The sequence below is a fragment of the Streptomyces sp. CBMA152 genome (assembly GCF_014596475.1).
Classification (GTDB): Bacteria; Actinomycetota; Actinomycetes; order Streptomycetales; family Streptomycetaceae; genus Streptomyces.
This window is the reverse complement of record NZ_MECJ01000024.1, coordinates 334,503-349,366: the sequence shown is the minus strand read 5'-3', so window position 1 is coordinate 349,366 and position 14,864 is coordinate 334,503. Positions and strand designations below refer to the sequence as shown.

The window sequence follows — 14,864 nt, the reverse complement described above, 5'->3', positions numbered from 1 at the left end:
TAAGGCTCCCAGTAGACGACTGGGTTGATAGGCCAGATGTGGAAGCCTCGTAAGGGGTGGAGCTGACTGGTACTAATAGGCCGAGGGCTTGTCCTCAGTTGCTCGCGTCCACTGTGTTAGTTCTGAAATAACGAACAGCTGTGTTCATGCCAGCGTTCAAATTTCATAGTGTTTCGGTGGTCATAGCGTTAGGGAAACGCCCGGTTACATTCCGAACCCGGAAGCTAAGCCTTTCAGCGCCGATGGTACTGCAGGGGGGACCCTGTGGGAGAGTAGGACGCCGCCGAACAAATCTTCAACGCTGGTCCCCGAGCTTCGGCTCAGGGACCAGCGTTTTTTTATGCCCGCTCACCTGTTGTTCATATGGTGCGAGCATCATGCCCAGCTATGGGGATCATCGCAGGGCTGAAGTCCGCCGGCTTCGCGGCCGGGGACGAAGTGATCGTGTCGGCGTACGACGACGGTGAAGTGGCCCGTGCGGTGGTCGTAGCCGGGGCCGTGCCGGTGTTCGCCGACATAGACCCGGACACCTACTGCCTCGGAGTCGGGGGCATCGAAGCGGTGGTCACCTCGCGGACCGCCGGGCTCGTGCTCGTACACCGCTTCGGACATCCGGCGGACTCCGAACAGTTCCGCCAGCTCGCGGCCCGGTTGGGGCTGGTCCTGGTGGAGAAGCACGAAGACGACGGCCAGGTCGGCGATGTCGCTCAACGACGGCAGCACGCCGGGTACTTGGACCGGCGACTCGTCGGCGTACGGACGCCCGTACCGGCGGACGGGCACGGGTATCAGCGGTATGTCGTGCGGGTGCCCGGGAACGGGCGGCCCGATCGGGACGCGTTCGCGCGGCTGTTGCGGCGGCGCGGGGTGGAGTGCGAGGTGCCCGTGGTCACTCCCGTACACAGGACGCGGGAGTTCCGACGGGTCGGGTGTGTGCTGCCGGAGACCGAGCGGGCCGTCGACGAGACGCTGGCGCTGCCCCGTCTCGACGGGCTTTCCGACGCCGGCGTACGGAAGTTGGTCTCGGTCTGCAACGCGCTCGGCGGGCTGCTTCAGCCTGCCTAGCGGGGCGTCCTGCGAGCACCCGTGAGGAACGGGTGCGCGTGGTTCGGAACACCGTCTGATTCAGGGTATGCTTTATCTCGTTGGTGAGGGGGAAACCCCGAAACAACAACCGGCCCCTATAGCTCAGTCGGTAGAGCGTCTCCATGGTAAGGAGAAGGTCTGCGGTTCGATTCCGCATGGGGGCTCCACAGCAAGATGAAAGGCCCCGCCCAATTGGGCGGGGCCTTTCGTGTATCTGCCCGCGTATCCGCCCTCTCCGGGAGGGCGGATACGGTCGTCCGGCTACCGCTTGGGTTGTTCCGGGATGCGCATCGACAGGATCGCCATGTCGTCGGACGCGGGCTCGGCGGCGAAGCGCTCCACCGCGCGCAGGACGCGGGCCGCGACGGCACCTGCGGTCAGACCCGTACAGGTGGCGAGGACGTCCGTCAGACCGTCGTCTCCGAGCATCCGGGTGCCCTCGCGGCGCTCGGTGATGCCGTCGGTGACACAGAGCAGGACATCGCCCGGGTCGAGGGTGATCGTCTGCTCGTACAGCTCCAGGTCCTCCATGACGCCGAGCAGCGGCTGGGGCTCGGCGGCGGGCTCCACCGTGCCGTCCTGACGCAGGCGCAGCGGGAGCGGATGGCCCGCGCAGACCACCTTGAGGACCGCGCTGCCGTCCTCCTGCGGCCACAACTCGCCGTAAAGGAGCGTCAGGAAGCGGCTGCGGGCGCCCTCGTCGAGGATCGCCGCGTTGAGGCGCTCCAGGACCGCGGGGCCGCCGAATCCCTCGCGGGCGAGCAGGCGCAGCGCGTGCCGGGCGAGGCCTGTGACGGCCGCCGCCTCCGGGCCGGTGCCGCAGACGTCGCCGATGGCGAAGCCGTACGCGCCGTCGCGGATCGGGAAGAGGTCGTAGAAGTCGCCGCCCACCTCGTTGCCCTCGCCGGCCGCGCGGTAGATGACCTCGACCTCGACGCCCGGGATCTGGGGCAGGCCCGGCGGCAGCAGGCTGCGCTGGAGGGAGCGGCTGATGGCCATGCGCTCCGAGTACAGGCGGGCGTTGTCCAGGGCCAGCGCGGCCCGGCGCGAGAGGTCTTCGGCGAGCTCCAGGATCTCCTGGCGGAAGTGGTCGTCGGAGGGCTTGCCGAGCGTGAGCATGCCGATGACGCGGTTACGGGCGACCAGCGGCAGGACGACCGTCTCGCCGCCGACGGCGGCCGCCGTGGACAGGGTGGTGCCGAGGCCACTGCCCAGATACGGGCTGGTGCTGCGGCCGAGGTCGCGCATGGAGGTGCGCAGGGCGGCCTGGTGGGCCGCTTCGGCGGGGGCGGTCCACACGCGTGCGCCCGGCGTGGGCACCGGCTCCGGTGGGGCGATCTTGGAGAGCAGTGCCTTCAGGCCGTCAATGCGCTCCTCGTCCTCGTGCAGGACATAGGAGAGATACGGGTCGGACGCCTGGTCCGCGATCGTGTACACCGCGCACCAGGTGGCGAGAGTGGGGACGGTCATCTGCGCCATCAGGGCCAACGTCTGGTCCCGGTCCAGAGTTCCCGCCAGCAGGTCCGAGGCTTCGACGAGGAAGCTCAGCGAGCCGCGGCGCAGGCGTTCGAGCTCGCCCAGGCGCGCCGATTCGACGGCGAGCGCGATGCGGTCGGCGGCGAACTGGAGGCGCAACGCTTCTTCGTTGGAGTAGCGGCCGGGGGCTTCGGCGGCGACGCCGAGCGAGCCGGTGAGGCGGCCCTCGACCTTGAGCGGGACGGTGACGACCGAGCGCATGCCGGAGCCGCCGAGGATCGGGACGGCGCCGGGGACCGTGGCCAAGTCCTCGTGGACGGCGGGCATCCTGGCCGAGCCGTAGCGGCCGGTGCCGGCTTCGACGGGCACGCGCGCGAAGCGCTGGCGTGCGGAGGGCAGGCCGGTGGTGGCCCGTACTTCCAGTTCGGTCTCGTCGTCGGTGGCGAGCAGCAGGAACGCGGAGTCGCCGTCGAGCATGTCGCGGGCGCGTTCCACGGTCCGTTGCAGCAGGCCGTCGAGGTCGTCGGGGGCCGGGGAGCCGATGAAGACCTCGAACGGGTCGACATGTCGGCTCTCGCCGAGGGCCGCCGGATCGGCGGCGGGGGCGCGTACGGGGGTCTGCAGGACGGCCCGTTCGTCGTCGCGGACCAGCAGGCAGACGGTGGAGGGCTCGCCGTTGGTGTCGCGTACCCGCAGATGGGAGGCGTACACGGGCAGGACGCGGCCGTCGGCGCCGCGGATGCCGTAACTGCCTTCCCAGCGCGAGAGTTGCAGGGCCTCGACGATGCCGGTGGAGGTGCCGGGGGTGTGCGGCCAGGCGGCGAAGTCGGTCAGCGGTTTGCCGGTGACCTGCTCGGCGGGGTAGCCGAAGAGCTCTTCGGCGTCCTCGTTCCAGGCGCTGACGGCGCCGGTGCGGTCGATCTGGATGACCGCGACGCGGACTCTGCCGTCGGTGACGGGCAGCAGGGCGATGGGAAGCGCGGGGCCGGCCGAGCGGGTGCCCACTGCGCGCGCGGGGAGGTCGAGTTGGAACCAGACGTGCTTCTTCGTGGGCGTGTACTCGACGCCCCAGCGGGAGGCGATGGCCGCGCAGAGCAGGAGGCCGCGGCCGTTCTCGCGGTCGGGTCCGGTGACTTCGGCGGGGGAGGCGTGAAGCGGAATTTCACGTTCGGGGTAGTGATCGGCGACCTCGACCCGCACCCCGTCCTCGGAGCGCAGACACAGGACGTCGGCGGCGGTGCCGGCGTGGACCACCGCGTTGGTGACCAGCTCACTGGTGAGGACGACCGCGTCGTCGACGACGTCCGCGTACCCCCAGCCCTGCAGTGTGTCGCGGACGAAGGCGCGGGCGGTCGCGACGGACCGCCCGACGGGGTCGAAACTGGCTGCCGCCCGCGCGGTGATCACAGAACTCCTCGTACGCGTCTCGACTGCGGGTTTCCCCTGCCGGGGCTCGGGAAGGTGCCCCCCGGGAATCAACACTCCCATGTGTGGCCCGCTCCCTCCGGTGTCCCGTGGTCGTCCTTGTGGCGCCCCGCCCCCGAGCTCTTACCGAGCAGGGGGGACCCCACACCGGACGGACCGGGGCGGTTGGACAGCCGGAAGCCAGGTTACTTACCTTCACTGTCCTGGCGGATGCCGGTCACCAGTGTTTCCGCCCTCCGAGGGCGGGGACGGTATGCGAAGCTGCCGAACTGTTATGGCCGGGTTCGGCCATGGTGAAACACTGGGAAGGCTTCAGAGAAAGCCCGACGAGGGCGGTCGACCCCTGCGGGAGGGACACGGTGGAGTCTGGCGTGGCGGCGCGTGGCAAGAGCACGCGCGCGAAAGGCGGACGTTCCCGCAGTCATGGGACGACCGAGGTGGACACGGCTGCGCTGCAGCGGCTGCTGGCCGCTCTGGCGTCGATGCGGGACGGGAACTTCCGCAAGCGGCTGACCGTCTCCGGCGACGGTGTGATGGCCGAGATCGCCGCCGTGTTCAACGAGGTCGCCGACCGCAATCTCCATCTGACCGGCGAGATCGCCCGGGTCCGGCGGATGGTCGGGCGCGAGGGCAAGCTGACCGAGCGCCTGGAGAACGGGGCCTGTGAGGGCTCCTGGGCGGCCGCCATCGACGCCTCCAATGCCCTGGTGGACGATCTGGCGCGGCCGGTCTCCGAGGTCGGCAGAGTGCTGTCGGCGGTCGCCGAGGGCGATCTGGAACAGCGCATGGACCTGCGCTCGCACGGCGTGGACAACGCCGAGCGGCCGTTGCGGGGCGAATTCCTCAAAGTGGGGCGAACCGTCAACAATCTGGTCGACCAGTTGTCGGCGTTCACCGACGAGGTGACGAGGGTCGCCCTGGAGGTCGGCACCGAGGGCAAGCTCGGCGGTCAGGCCCAGGTGCGTGGAATGTCCGGTTCGTGGAAGGATCTCACGGATTCGGTGAACACCATGGCGTACCGACTGACGGCCCAGGTACGTGATATCGCTCTCGTTACGACGGCGGTCGCCAAGGGCGATCTGTCGCGCAAGGTCACCGTGCATGTGGCCGGCGAGATGCTCCAGCTGAAGAACACCGTGAACACGATGGTCGACCAGCTGTCGTCGTTCTCCTCCGAGGTGACCCGTGTCGCGCGCGAGGTCGGTACCGAGGGCGAGCTCGGCGGTCAGGCGCAGGTGCCCGGCGTCGCGGGTGTGTGGAAGGACCTGACCGACTCCGTCAACCTGATGGCGGGCAACCTCACCGCCCAGGTGCGCGGCATCGCGCAGGTGACGACGGCGGTCGCCAACGGCGATCTGTCGCAGAAGGTCACGGTCAACGCGCGCGGTGAGGTCGCCCAACTCGCCGAGACCATCAATCAGATGACCGAGACGCTGCGTACGTTCGCGGACGAGGTCACCCGGGTCGCCAACGAGGTGGGCGCCGAGGGTCTGCTCGGCGGGCAGGCGCAGGTGCCGGGGGCCGCGGGGACCTGGAAGGACCTCACGGACTCGGTCAACACGGTCTTCCGCAACCTGACCACGCAGGTGCGCGACATCGCCCAGGTGACCACGGCGGTCGCCAACGGCGACATGACCCAGAAGGTCACGGTCGATGTCGCGGGCGAGATGCTGGAGTTGAAGAACACCGTCAACACGATGGTGGACCAGCTGCAGTCGTTCGGTTCCGAAGTGACCAGGGTGGCCCGGGAGGTCGGCGTCGAGGGCCGGCTCGGCGGGCAGGCCGAGGTGCCGGGCGCGGCCGGCACCTGGAAGGACCTCACCGACTCCGTCAACAACGCCTTCCGCAACCTCACCGGCCAGGTCCGCAACATCGCCCAGGTGACGACGGCGGTCGCCAACGGCGATCTGTCGCAGAAGGTCACGGTCGACGTCTCCGGCGAGATGCTGGAGCTGAAGAACACCGTCAACACGATGGTCGACCAGCTGGCGTCGTTCGCCGACCAGTTGACGCGGATGGCCCGTGACGTGGGCACCGAGGGCCGGCTCGGCGGCCAGGCGCGCGTGGACGGCGTCTCCGGTACGTGGAAGGGCCTCACCGACTCAGTCAACTTCATGGCGGGCAACCTGACCTCCCAGGTGCGCCAGATCGCCCAGGTGACCACGGCGGTCGCGCGCGGTGACCTCTCCCAGAAGATCGACGTGGACGCGCGCGGCGAGATCCTGGAGCTCAAGAACACCATCAACAACATGGTCGACCAGCTGTCCGGCTTCGCCGAGCAGGTGACCCGCGTCGCGCGCGAGGTGGGCACCGACGGCCGCCTCGGCGGGCAGGCGCAGGTGCCGGGCGTGGCCGGTGTGTGGCGCGACCTGACCGACTCGGTGAACGGCATGGCCGGCAACCTCACCGCGCAGGTCCGCAACATCGCCCAGGTCGCCACGGCGGTCGCGCGCGGTGACCTGTCCCAGAAGATCGACGTGGACGCGCGTGGCGAGATTCTTGAGCTCAAGAACGTCCTGAACGCGATGGTCGACCAGCTCTCGAACTTCGCGGAGCAGGTCACGAGGGTGGCCCGCGAGGTGGGCACCGAGGGCATCCTGGGCGGCCAGGCCGAGGTCCAGGGCGTCTCGGGCACCTGGAAGGACCTGACCCAGTCCGTCAACTTCATGGCCAACAACCTGACCTCGCAGGTGCGCAACATCGCCGAGGTCACCACGGCCGTCGCCAAGGGCGACCTGTCGAAGAAGATCACCGTCGACGCCAAGGGCGAGATCCTGGAGCTGGTGACGACCGTCAACACGATGGTCGACCAGCTCTCCAACTTCGCCGACGAGGTGACCAGGGTCGCCCGTGAGGTGGGCACGGAGGGCATCCTCGGCGGTCAGGCCCGGGTGCGCGGGGTGACCGGCATCTGGAAGGACCTCAGCGACAACGTCAACCTGATGGCCGCCAACCTCACCTACCAGGTGCGCAACATCGCGCGCGTCTCGGCGGCGGTCGCCAACGGCGATCTGACCAAGAAGGTCACGGTCGAGGCGCGCGGCGAGGTCGCCGAGCTCGCCGACACCGTCAACACGATGGTGACGACGCTCTCCTCGTTCGCCGACCAGGTCACCAGGGTCGCGCGCGAGGTGGGCACCGACGGCATCCTCGGCGGCCAGGCGCGCGTGCCCGGCGTCTCCGGTACGTGGAAGGACCTCACCGAATCGGTGAACTCCATGGCCGACAACCTCACCGGCCAGGTGCGCCAGATCGCCACCGTCACCACCGCCATCGCCAAGGGCGATCTCACCAAGAAGATCGACATCGACGCGCGCGGCGAGATCCAGGAGCTGAAGAACACCATCAACACGATGGTCGACCAGCTCTCCTCGTTCGCGGTGGAGGTCACCAGGGTCGCGCGCGAGGTGGGTACCGAGGGACAGCTCGGCGGCCACGCGCGCGTACGCGACGTCGACGGCACCTGGCGCGATCTGACCGAGTCGGTGAACGAGATGGCCGGGAACCTGACCCGGCAGGTGCGCGCGATCGCGGCCGTCGCCACCGCGGTGACCCGAGGCGACCTCAATCTCAAGATCGACGTGGATGCGGCGGGCGAGATCCAGGCCCTCCAGGACAACATCAACACGATGATCGCCAACCTGCGCGACACCACCGTCGCCAACAAGGAGCAGGACTGGCTGAAGGGCAACCTGGCCCGTATCTCCGGTCTGATGCAGGGCCGCCGGGACCTGGACGACGTCGCCTCGCTGATCATGACCGAGCTGACGCCGGTGGTCTCGGCGCAGCACGGCGCGTTCTTCCTGGCGCTGCCCACCGGCGGCACCGCCGAGGTCGGCGGCGACGAGGACAGCCCGTACGAGCTGAGGATGCGCGGGAGTTACGGCTACTCGGCGGGCTCGATGCCCACCTCGTTCCGGCCCGGCGAGACGCTGATCGGCACGGCGGCGGAGGAGAAGCGCACCATCCTGGTGGAGAACGTGCCGCCGGGCTATCTGAAGATCTCCTCCGGGCTCGGCGAGGCGCCGCCCGCGCATGTGATCGTGCTGCCGGTGCTCTTCGAGGGGAAGGTCCTCGGGGTGATCGAGCTGGCGTCGTTCCAGCCGTTCACGCACATCCAGAAGGACTTCCTGAACCAGATCGCGGAGATGATCGCGACCAGCGTCAACACGATCAGCGTCAACTCCAAGACCGAGGTGCTGCTCAAGCAGTCCCAGGAGCTCACCGAGCAGCTGCGCGAGCGCTCCGCGGAGCTGGAGAACCGGCAGAAGGCGCTCCAGGCCTCCAATGCGGAGCTGGAGGAGAAGGCCGAGCTGCTGGCCCAGCAGAACCGTGACATCGAGGTGAAGAACACCGAGATCGAGGAGGCCCGGCAGGTCCTGGAAGAGCGCGCCGAGCAGCTCGCGGTCTCCATGCGCTACAAGTCCGAGTTCCTGGCCAACATGTCGCACGAGCTGCGCACGCCGCTCAACTCCCTGCTGATCCTCGCCAAGTTGCTCGCCGACAACGCGGAGGGCAACCTCTCGCCCAAGCAGGTCGAGTTCGCCGAAACGATCCATGGTGCGGGTTCGGACCTGCTCCAGCTGATCAACGACATCCTCGACCTCTCCAAGGTCGAGGCGGGCAAGATGGACGTCAGCCCGACCCGGATCGCGCTGGTCCAGCTCGTCGACTACGTGGAGGCGACGTTCCGGCCGCTCACCGCGGAGAAGGGTCTCGACTTCTCCGTACGGGTCTCTCCGGAGCTTCCGGCGACGCTGCACACCGACGAGCAGCGCCTCCTCCAGGTGCTGCGCAACCTGCTGTCGAACGCGGTGAAGTTCACCGACAGCGGCGCGGTGGAGCTGGTGATCAGGCCCGCGCACGCCGATGTCCCGCACGCGATCCGCGAACAGCTGCTTGAGGCGGGCTCGTTGCGGGACGCGGACGCCGATCTGATCGCGTTCTCGGTCACCGACACCGGGATCGGCATCGCGGCCAGCAAGATGCGGGTGATCTTCGAGGCGTTCAAGCAGGCCGACGGCACGACCAGCCGCAAGTACGGCGGCACGGGTCTGGGTCTGTCCATCAGCCGGGAGATCGCGCGGCTGCTCGGCGGCGAGATCCACGCGGCGAGCGAACCCGGCCGCGGCTCCACCTTCACGCTCTATCTGCCTCTTCACCCCAGCGAGTTGCCCCCGCAGGGCTACCCGCAGCTGCCGCCCGGCGGCGAGACGGGGACCGGTGGGGCAGCGTTTGATGTCCGACAGGACCTTGTGCCGCAGGAGCTGGCGCCGCCCGCGCCGAGCGAGGCGCAGGTGGGCGCGGCCGGGCTGTTCCGGCGTCGCCGCAAGACGCTGGGCGCGGACGGACAGGTTCCGGCGCTGCCCGGGCAGCAGCCCGGGGCCCCGCAGGAGGCCTGGGCGCAGGAGCCGGAGCGGGCGCCCGCGCGCACTTTCCAGTTCGGCGGCGAGAAGGTTCTGATCGTCGACGACGACGTACGGAACGTCTTCGCGCTCACCAGCGTCCTGGAACAGCACGGGCTTTCGGTGCTGTACGCGGAGAACGGCCGGGAGGGCATCGAGGTCCTGGAACAGCACGAGGACACGGCTGTTGTCCTGATGGACATCATGATGCCGGAGATGGATGGATACGCCACGACATCGGCGATTCGCCGGATGCCCCAGTTCGCCGGGTTGCCGATCATCGCGCTCACCGCGAAGGCGATGAAGGGCGACCGGGAGAAGGCCATCGAGTCCGGCGCTTCCGACTACGTCACCAAGCCGGTCGACCCTGATCATCTGCTCTCGGTGATGGAGCAGTGGATGCGAGGGAAGTGATCGGTGGCTGTACGGTTCACCCCGAGTTGCTGACTGAGTGTGGCCGAAGGCGTGTGAGGCGGCGGTATTCGGGGAACCTTCTGGTCTCCCACTACGTTTCTGCTACGTGCACAGTGACATCGCGGTGACAGGGTGTGGCGACAGGCGGGGTGCGGCTACCATGACCGGCACAAGGACGGGCGGCGCAAGGGAGTCGTCCCCTGGGGCGGCGCCCGGCGCACTGCCGGGGCGAGGAGGACGGGCCATGGTGCAGAAGGCCAAGATCCTCCTGGTCGATGACCGGCCGGAGAATCTGCTGGCGCTGGAGGCCATCCTCTCTGCGCTCGATCAGACACTGGTGCGGGCATCGTCAGGGGAGGAAGCGCTCAAAGCGCTGCTGACGGACGATTTCGCAGTGATCCTGCTGGACGTCCAGATGCCGGGAATGGACGGTTTCGAGACGGCCGCGCACATCAAGCGCCGCGAGCGGACCCGGGACATCCCGATCATCTTCCTCACGGCGATCAACCACGGCCCGCACCACACCTTCCGGGGCTACGCGGCGGGCGCAGTCGACTACATCTCCAAGCCCTTCGACCCCTGGGTGCTGCGCGCCAAGGTGTCGGTGTTCGTCGAGCTGTACATGAAGAACTGCCAGCTGCGCGAGCAGGCGGCGCTGCTGCGGCTCCAGCTGGAGGGCGGCGGCCACACGGTCGGCGACCCCAAGGAGCCGGCGGGGCTGCTCGCCGAACTGTCCGCGCGACTGGCGGCAGTTGAGGAGCAGGCCGAGGCGCTCTCCAAACAGCTCGACGACGAGTCGGCGGACGCGGCGGCGGTGGCGACCGCCGCCCATCTGGAGCGCAAGCTGACCGGGCTGCGCAGGGCGCTGGACGCCCTGGAGCCGGGCACGGGCAGCGGTACGGCGACCCTGCCCTCGCAGAACTGACGCGCGGCCACCGCCGGGGCCGACGCGTCCCGGCGCTGAGCGTGCGTCAGTCTCCTTCGCCCGTATGTCCGTACTGAGTTGTCCGTACGTCAGCACCCTCCGTATGTCCGACACGGACGGGTGAAGCGGCGGGCGTCGTGTCCACCGCCGTCGGCACCGGTAACCTCAGCACCATGGCCTCACGTACGTCCGGCAAGGGTTCCCAGGGCACGGCGGGCACCGCGAAGCGCACCGGCCGTACCGCGGCACCCGCCAAGAAGGCGGCCGCGCCTGCCAAGAAGGCGCCCGCGAAGAAAACCGCCGCGCCCGCGAAGAAAGCCGCTGCCAAGAAGGCACCCGCCAAGAAGTCGGTGGCGAGCAAGCCCGCGCCCAAGCCGGCGCCTTCGCCCACAGGGGGCGTGTACCGGATGGCGCGCGCCGTCTGGCTCGGCGCCGCGCACGGCGTGGGGGCGATGTTCCGCGGCATAGGGCGTGGCGCCAAGGGCCTGGACCCCGCCCACCGCAAGGACGGGCTCGCCCTGCTGCTGCTCGGCCTCGCGCTGATCGTCGCGGCGGGCACCTGGTCGAATCTGCAAGGACCGGTCGGCGACCTCGTCGAGATGCTGGTGACCGGCGCGTTCGGCCGCCTCGACCTCCTGGTACCGCTGCTGCTCGGCGCGATCGCCGTGCGGCTGATCCTCTACCCGGAGAAGCCGGAGGCCAACGGGCGGATCGTGATCGGCCTGTCCGCCCTGGTGCTCGGCGTGCTCGGCCAGGTCCACATCGCCTGCGGCTCGCCGGGCCGGGGCGACGGCACCAGCGCGATGCAGGACGCGGGCGGCCTCATCGGCTGGGCCGCGTCCAAGCCGCTGGAATTCCTGATGGGCGATGTGCTGGCCGTACCGCTGCTGGTGCTCCTGACCGTCTTCGGGCTGCTCGTCGTCACCGCGACCCCGGTCAACGCCATCCCGCAGCGGCTGCGCGCCCTGGGCGCCCGTCTCGGCGTCGTCGAGCCGCTGCCCGGGGAGCCGGGCGAGGACGAGGCGTACGACGACGGCTGGCGGGAGGAGGAGCCCGCGCCGCGCGCCCGGCGTGCGCCCGCGCGCCGCGTCGACGCACTGAACGAGATCGCCCAGGACATCGCCGAACAGGAGGCGCTCTCGCAGCGCCGCAAGCCCCGGCGCGCCTCGGTGCAACCGGCGTTCGACGGGCCGATGGACCCGGTCGACGTGGCCGCCGCCGCGGCCGCCGCGCTGGACGGCGCCGTACTCAACGGACTGCCGCCGTCCCCGATCGTCGCCGACCTCACCCAGGGCGTCTCCGTCGAGCGGGAGCGCGAGAACGCGACGCCGCTGCCGACGGCCCGCAGTGAGGAACAGGCAGCCCCCAAGGCCGACTTCACGAAGGCAGCACCCAAGAAGGCGGCTCCCAGGGCGACCCCGGGCGCGCCCGACGTCGTACCGGACCTGACCAAGTCCGCGCCCGAGCACTCCGAGATGCCGGTGCGGGCCGAGCAGTTGCAGCTCGCCGGGGACATCACGTACGCGCTGCCCTCGCTCGACCTGCTGGAGCGCGGCGGCCCGGGCAAGACGCGCAGCGCCGCCAACGACGCCATAGTGGCCGCGTTGCAGAACGTGTTCACCGAGTTCAAGGTCGACGCCGCCGTCACCGGCTTCACCCGGGGCCCGACGGTCACCCGTTACGAGGTGGAGCTGGGCCCGGCCGTGAAGGTCGAGCGGATCACCGCGCTCGCCAAGAACATCGCGTACGCGGTCGCCAGTCCCGACGTGCGGATCATCTCGCCGATCCCCGGCAAGTCCGCGGTCGGCATCGAGATCCCCAACACCGACCGCGAGATGGTCAATCTCGGCGATGTGCTGCGGCTCGCGGACGCGGCCGAGGACGACCACCCGATGCTGGTCGCGCTCGGCAAGGACGTCGAGGGCGGCTATGTGATGGCCAACCTCGCGAAGATGCCGCACGTCCTGGTGGCCGGTGCGACCGGTTCCGGCAAGTCGTCCTGCATCAACTGCCTGATCACCTCGGTGATGGTGCGGGCGACGCCCGAGGACGTACGGATGGTGCTGGTCGACCCCAAGCGCGTGGAGCTCACCGCGTACGAGGGCATTCCGCACTTGATCACGCCGATCATCACCAACCCGAAGCGGGCCGCCGAGGCGCTGCAGTGGGTCGTGCGCGAGATGGACCTGCGCTACGACGACCTCGCGGCGTTCGGTTTCCGCCATATCGACGACTTCAACGAGGCGATCCGCAACGGCAAGGTGAAGCTGCCCGAGGGCAGCGAGCGGGAGCTGACGCCGTATCCGTATCTGCTGGTGATCGTCGACGAGCTCGCGGACCTGATGATGGTCGCGCCGCGTGACGTCGAGGACGCGATCGTGCGCATCACCCAGTTGGCCCGCGCCGCCGGCATCCATCTGGTGCTCGCCACCCAGCGTCCGTCGGTCGATGTCGTGACCGGTCTGATCAAGGCGAACGTGCCGTCCAGGCTCGCCTTCGCGACCTCCTCGCTCGCCGACAGCCGGGTCATCCTCGACCAGCCGGGCGCCGAGAAGCTCATCGGAAAGGGTGACGGACTGTTCCTCCCGATGGGTGCGAACAAGCCGACCCGTCTCCAGGGCGCGTTCGTCACCGAGGCCGAGATCGGGGCGATCGTCCAGCACTGCAAGGACCAGATGGCGCCGGTCTTCCGGGACGACGTCACGGTCGGGCAGAAGCAGAAGAAGGAGATCGACGAGGAGATCGGCGACGACCTCGATCTGCTGTGCCAGGCCGCCGAGCTGGTCGTTTCCACCCAGTTCGGGTCGACCTCGATGCTCCAGCGCAAGCTGCGCGTCGGCTTCGCCAAGGCCGGGCGGCTGATGGACCTGATGGAGTCGCGCGGGATCGTCGGGCCGAGCGAGGGCTCCAAGGCGCGTGATGTCCTGGTCAAACCCGATGAACTCGACGGTGTGCTCGCGGTGATCCGCGGGGAGGCTCCCTGAAGGCCCGGGGCGGGCCCCGGCGGCCCGTCCCGCGACCTGGAGGACCACTCGAAAGGGAGCGTGGGGCAACCTTTTGCCTTGGTTGTACGTCCAGTTGGGCGAAGGGCAGGAACATGCCCGCCTCCTGACCCGTTAGGAGGAAGGGAGGAGGCCATTCCGATGGCGTACAAACTCCGCCCTCCCGGTTGCCCCACCCTTTCGTACCCCCCCTAGACTGAACACCCAGCAGGTGGCTCACGCTCGAAAGGCGCCCCCGTGTCCATCGGCAACTCTCCCGAAGACGACCGGCCTTCCCTCGGCGACGACGACCGGCCCTCCTTTGCTGACGACGACCGGCCCACCATCGGTCATGCCCTCAAGCAGGCCCGCATCGCGTCCGGACTGACCGTCGACGAGGTCAGTTCGATCACGAGAGTGCGCGTCCCCATCGTCCACGGGCTCGAAGAGGACGACTTCTCCCGGTGCGGCGGCGACGTCTACGCGCGCGGTCACATCCGTACGGTGGCCCGAGCCGTGGGGCTCGATTCGGAGCCCCTGGTCGCGCAGTACGACGCGGAGCACGGCGGCCGACCCGCGCCCACGCCCGCGGCGCCCATGTTCGAGGCCGAGCGGATCAGGCCCGAGCGGCGCCGGCCCAACTGGACCGCGGCCATGGTCGCCGCCATCGTGGTGGTCGTCGGCTTCGCCGGCTTCACGATGTTCAGCGGCAGCGGCGACTCCAAGGACAGGAACACCCAGGTCGCCGAGGGCCCCACCCAGACCCAGCAGAGCCCCGCCCCCAAGCCGGCCCCGAGCACGCCCCCCGCCTCCAAGCCCGCCCCCTCGGACAGCGCCATCGCGGCCGCGCCGCAGGACAAGGTCACGGTCAAGCTGAGCGCGATCTCCGACCGGAGCTGGATCTCCGCCAAGGCGCACAACGGCAAGGTGCTCTACGACGGCCTCCTGGAGAAGGGCGAGTCGAAGACCTTCGTGGACGGCGAGAAGATCGATCTCATCCTCGGCAACGCGGGCGCGATCGAGCTCTACGTCAACGGCAAGAAGGTCGGTGACCAGTTCGAGGACGGCCAGGTGGAGCGGCTGACGTACACCAAGGGCGACCCGGTCGTCGGCTGAGCACGGCCCCCCGGTTCCTTGATCAACCCTCGGGGC

The 14,864-nt window shown here is 69.2% G+C and carries 6 protein-coding genes, 1 tRNA gene and 2 rRNA genes; 8 read left to right on the top strand and 1 reads right to left on the bottom strand.

The window, feature by feature from the left end; translation table 11 throughout:
• The 4 genes from BG418_RS21455 to BG418_RS21440 all read left to right on the top strand — a co-directional run.
• Positions 1-96 (top strand): 23S ribosomal RNA (locus BG418_RS21455); the annotation flags it as partial.
• A 76-nt stretch (positions 97-172) separates the two neighbouring features.
• Positions 173-289, top strand: a 5S ribosomal RNA gene (gene rrf / locus BG418_RS21450).
• A 98-nt stretch (positions 290-387) separates the two neighbouring features.
• On the top strand, positions 388-1,065 hold the full coding sequence (locus tag BG418_RS21445) for a DegT/DnrJ/EryC1/StrS family aminotransferase (protein WP_262928603.1): 678 nt from the start codon (positions 388-390) through the stop codon (positions 1,063-1,065).
• Positions 1,066-1,177: 112 nt separating this feature from the next.
• A tRNA-Thr gene (locus BG418_RS21440) sits at positions 1,178-1,253 on the top strand.
• 94 nt (positions 1,254-1,347) lie between these two features.
• Here BG418_RS21440 and BG418_RS21435 read toward each other — a convergent pair.
• On the bottom strand, positions 1,348-4,050 hold the full coding sequence (locus tag BG418_RS21435; RefSeq protein WP_188275556.1) for a SpoIIE family protein phosphatase: 2,703 nt from the start codon (positions 4,048-4,050) through the stop codon (positions 1,348-1,350).
• Between the two features lie 296 nt (positions 4,051-4,346).
• Between BG418_RS21435 and BG418_RS21430 the strand changes: the two genes are divergently transcribed.
• From BG418_RS21430 to BG418_RS21415, 4 genes are all read left to right on the top strand, one after another.
• Positions 4,347-9,806, top strand: coding sequence for a HAMP domain-containing protein (locus BG418_RS21430; protein ID WP_317453716.1), 5,460 nt, complete (start codon positions 4,347-4,349; stop codon positions 9,804-9,806).
• Positions 9,807-10,050: 244 nt separating this feature from the next.
• Positions 10,051-10,731 (top strand): two-component system response regulator, encoded by a 681-nt coding sequence (locus tag BG418_RS21425; RefSeq protein ID WP_188275554.1) that lies wholly within the window; start codon positions 10,051-10,053, stop codon positions 10,729-10,731.
• A gap of 173 nt (positions 10,732-10,904) precedes the next feature.
• Positions 10,905-13,715, top strand: a complete 2,811-nt coding sequence (locus BG418_RS21420) for a DNA translocase FtsK (RefSeq protein ID WP_188275553.1) — start codon at positions 10,905-10,907, stop codon at positions 13,713-13,715.
• 255 nt (positions 13,716-13,970) lie between these two features.
• Entirely contained in the window at positions 13,971-14,828 is an 858-nt protein-coding gene (locus tag BG418_RS21415) for a RodZ domain-containing protein (RefSeq protein ID WP_188275552.1), read from the top strand.
• The last annotated feature ends 36 nt before the right edge of the window (positions 14,829-14,864 follow it).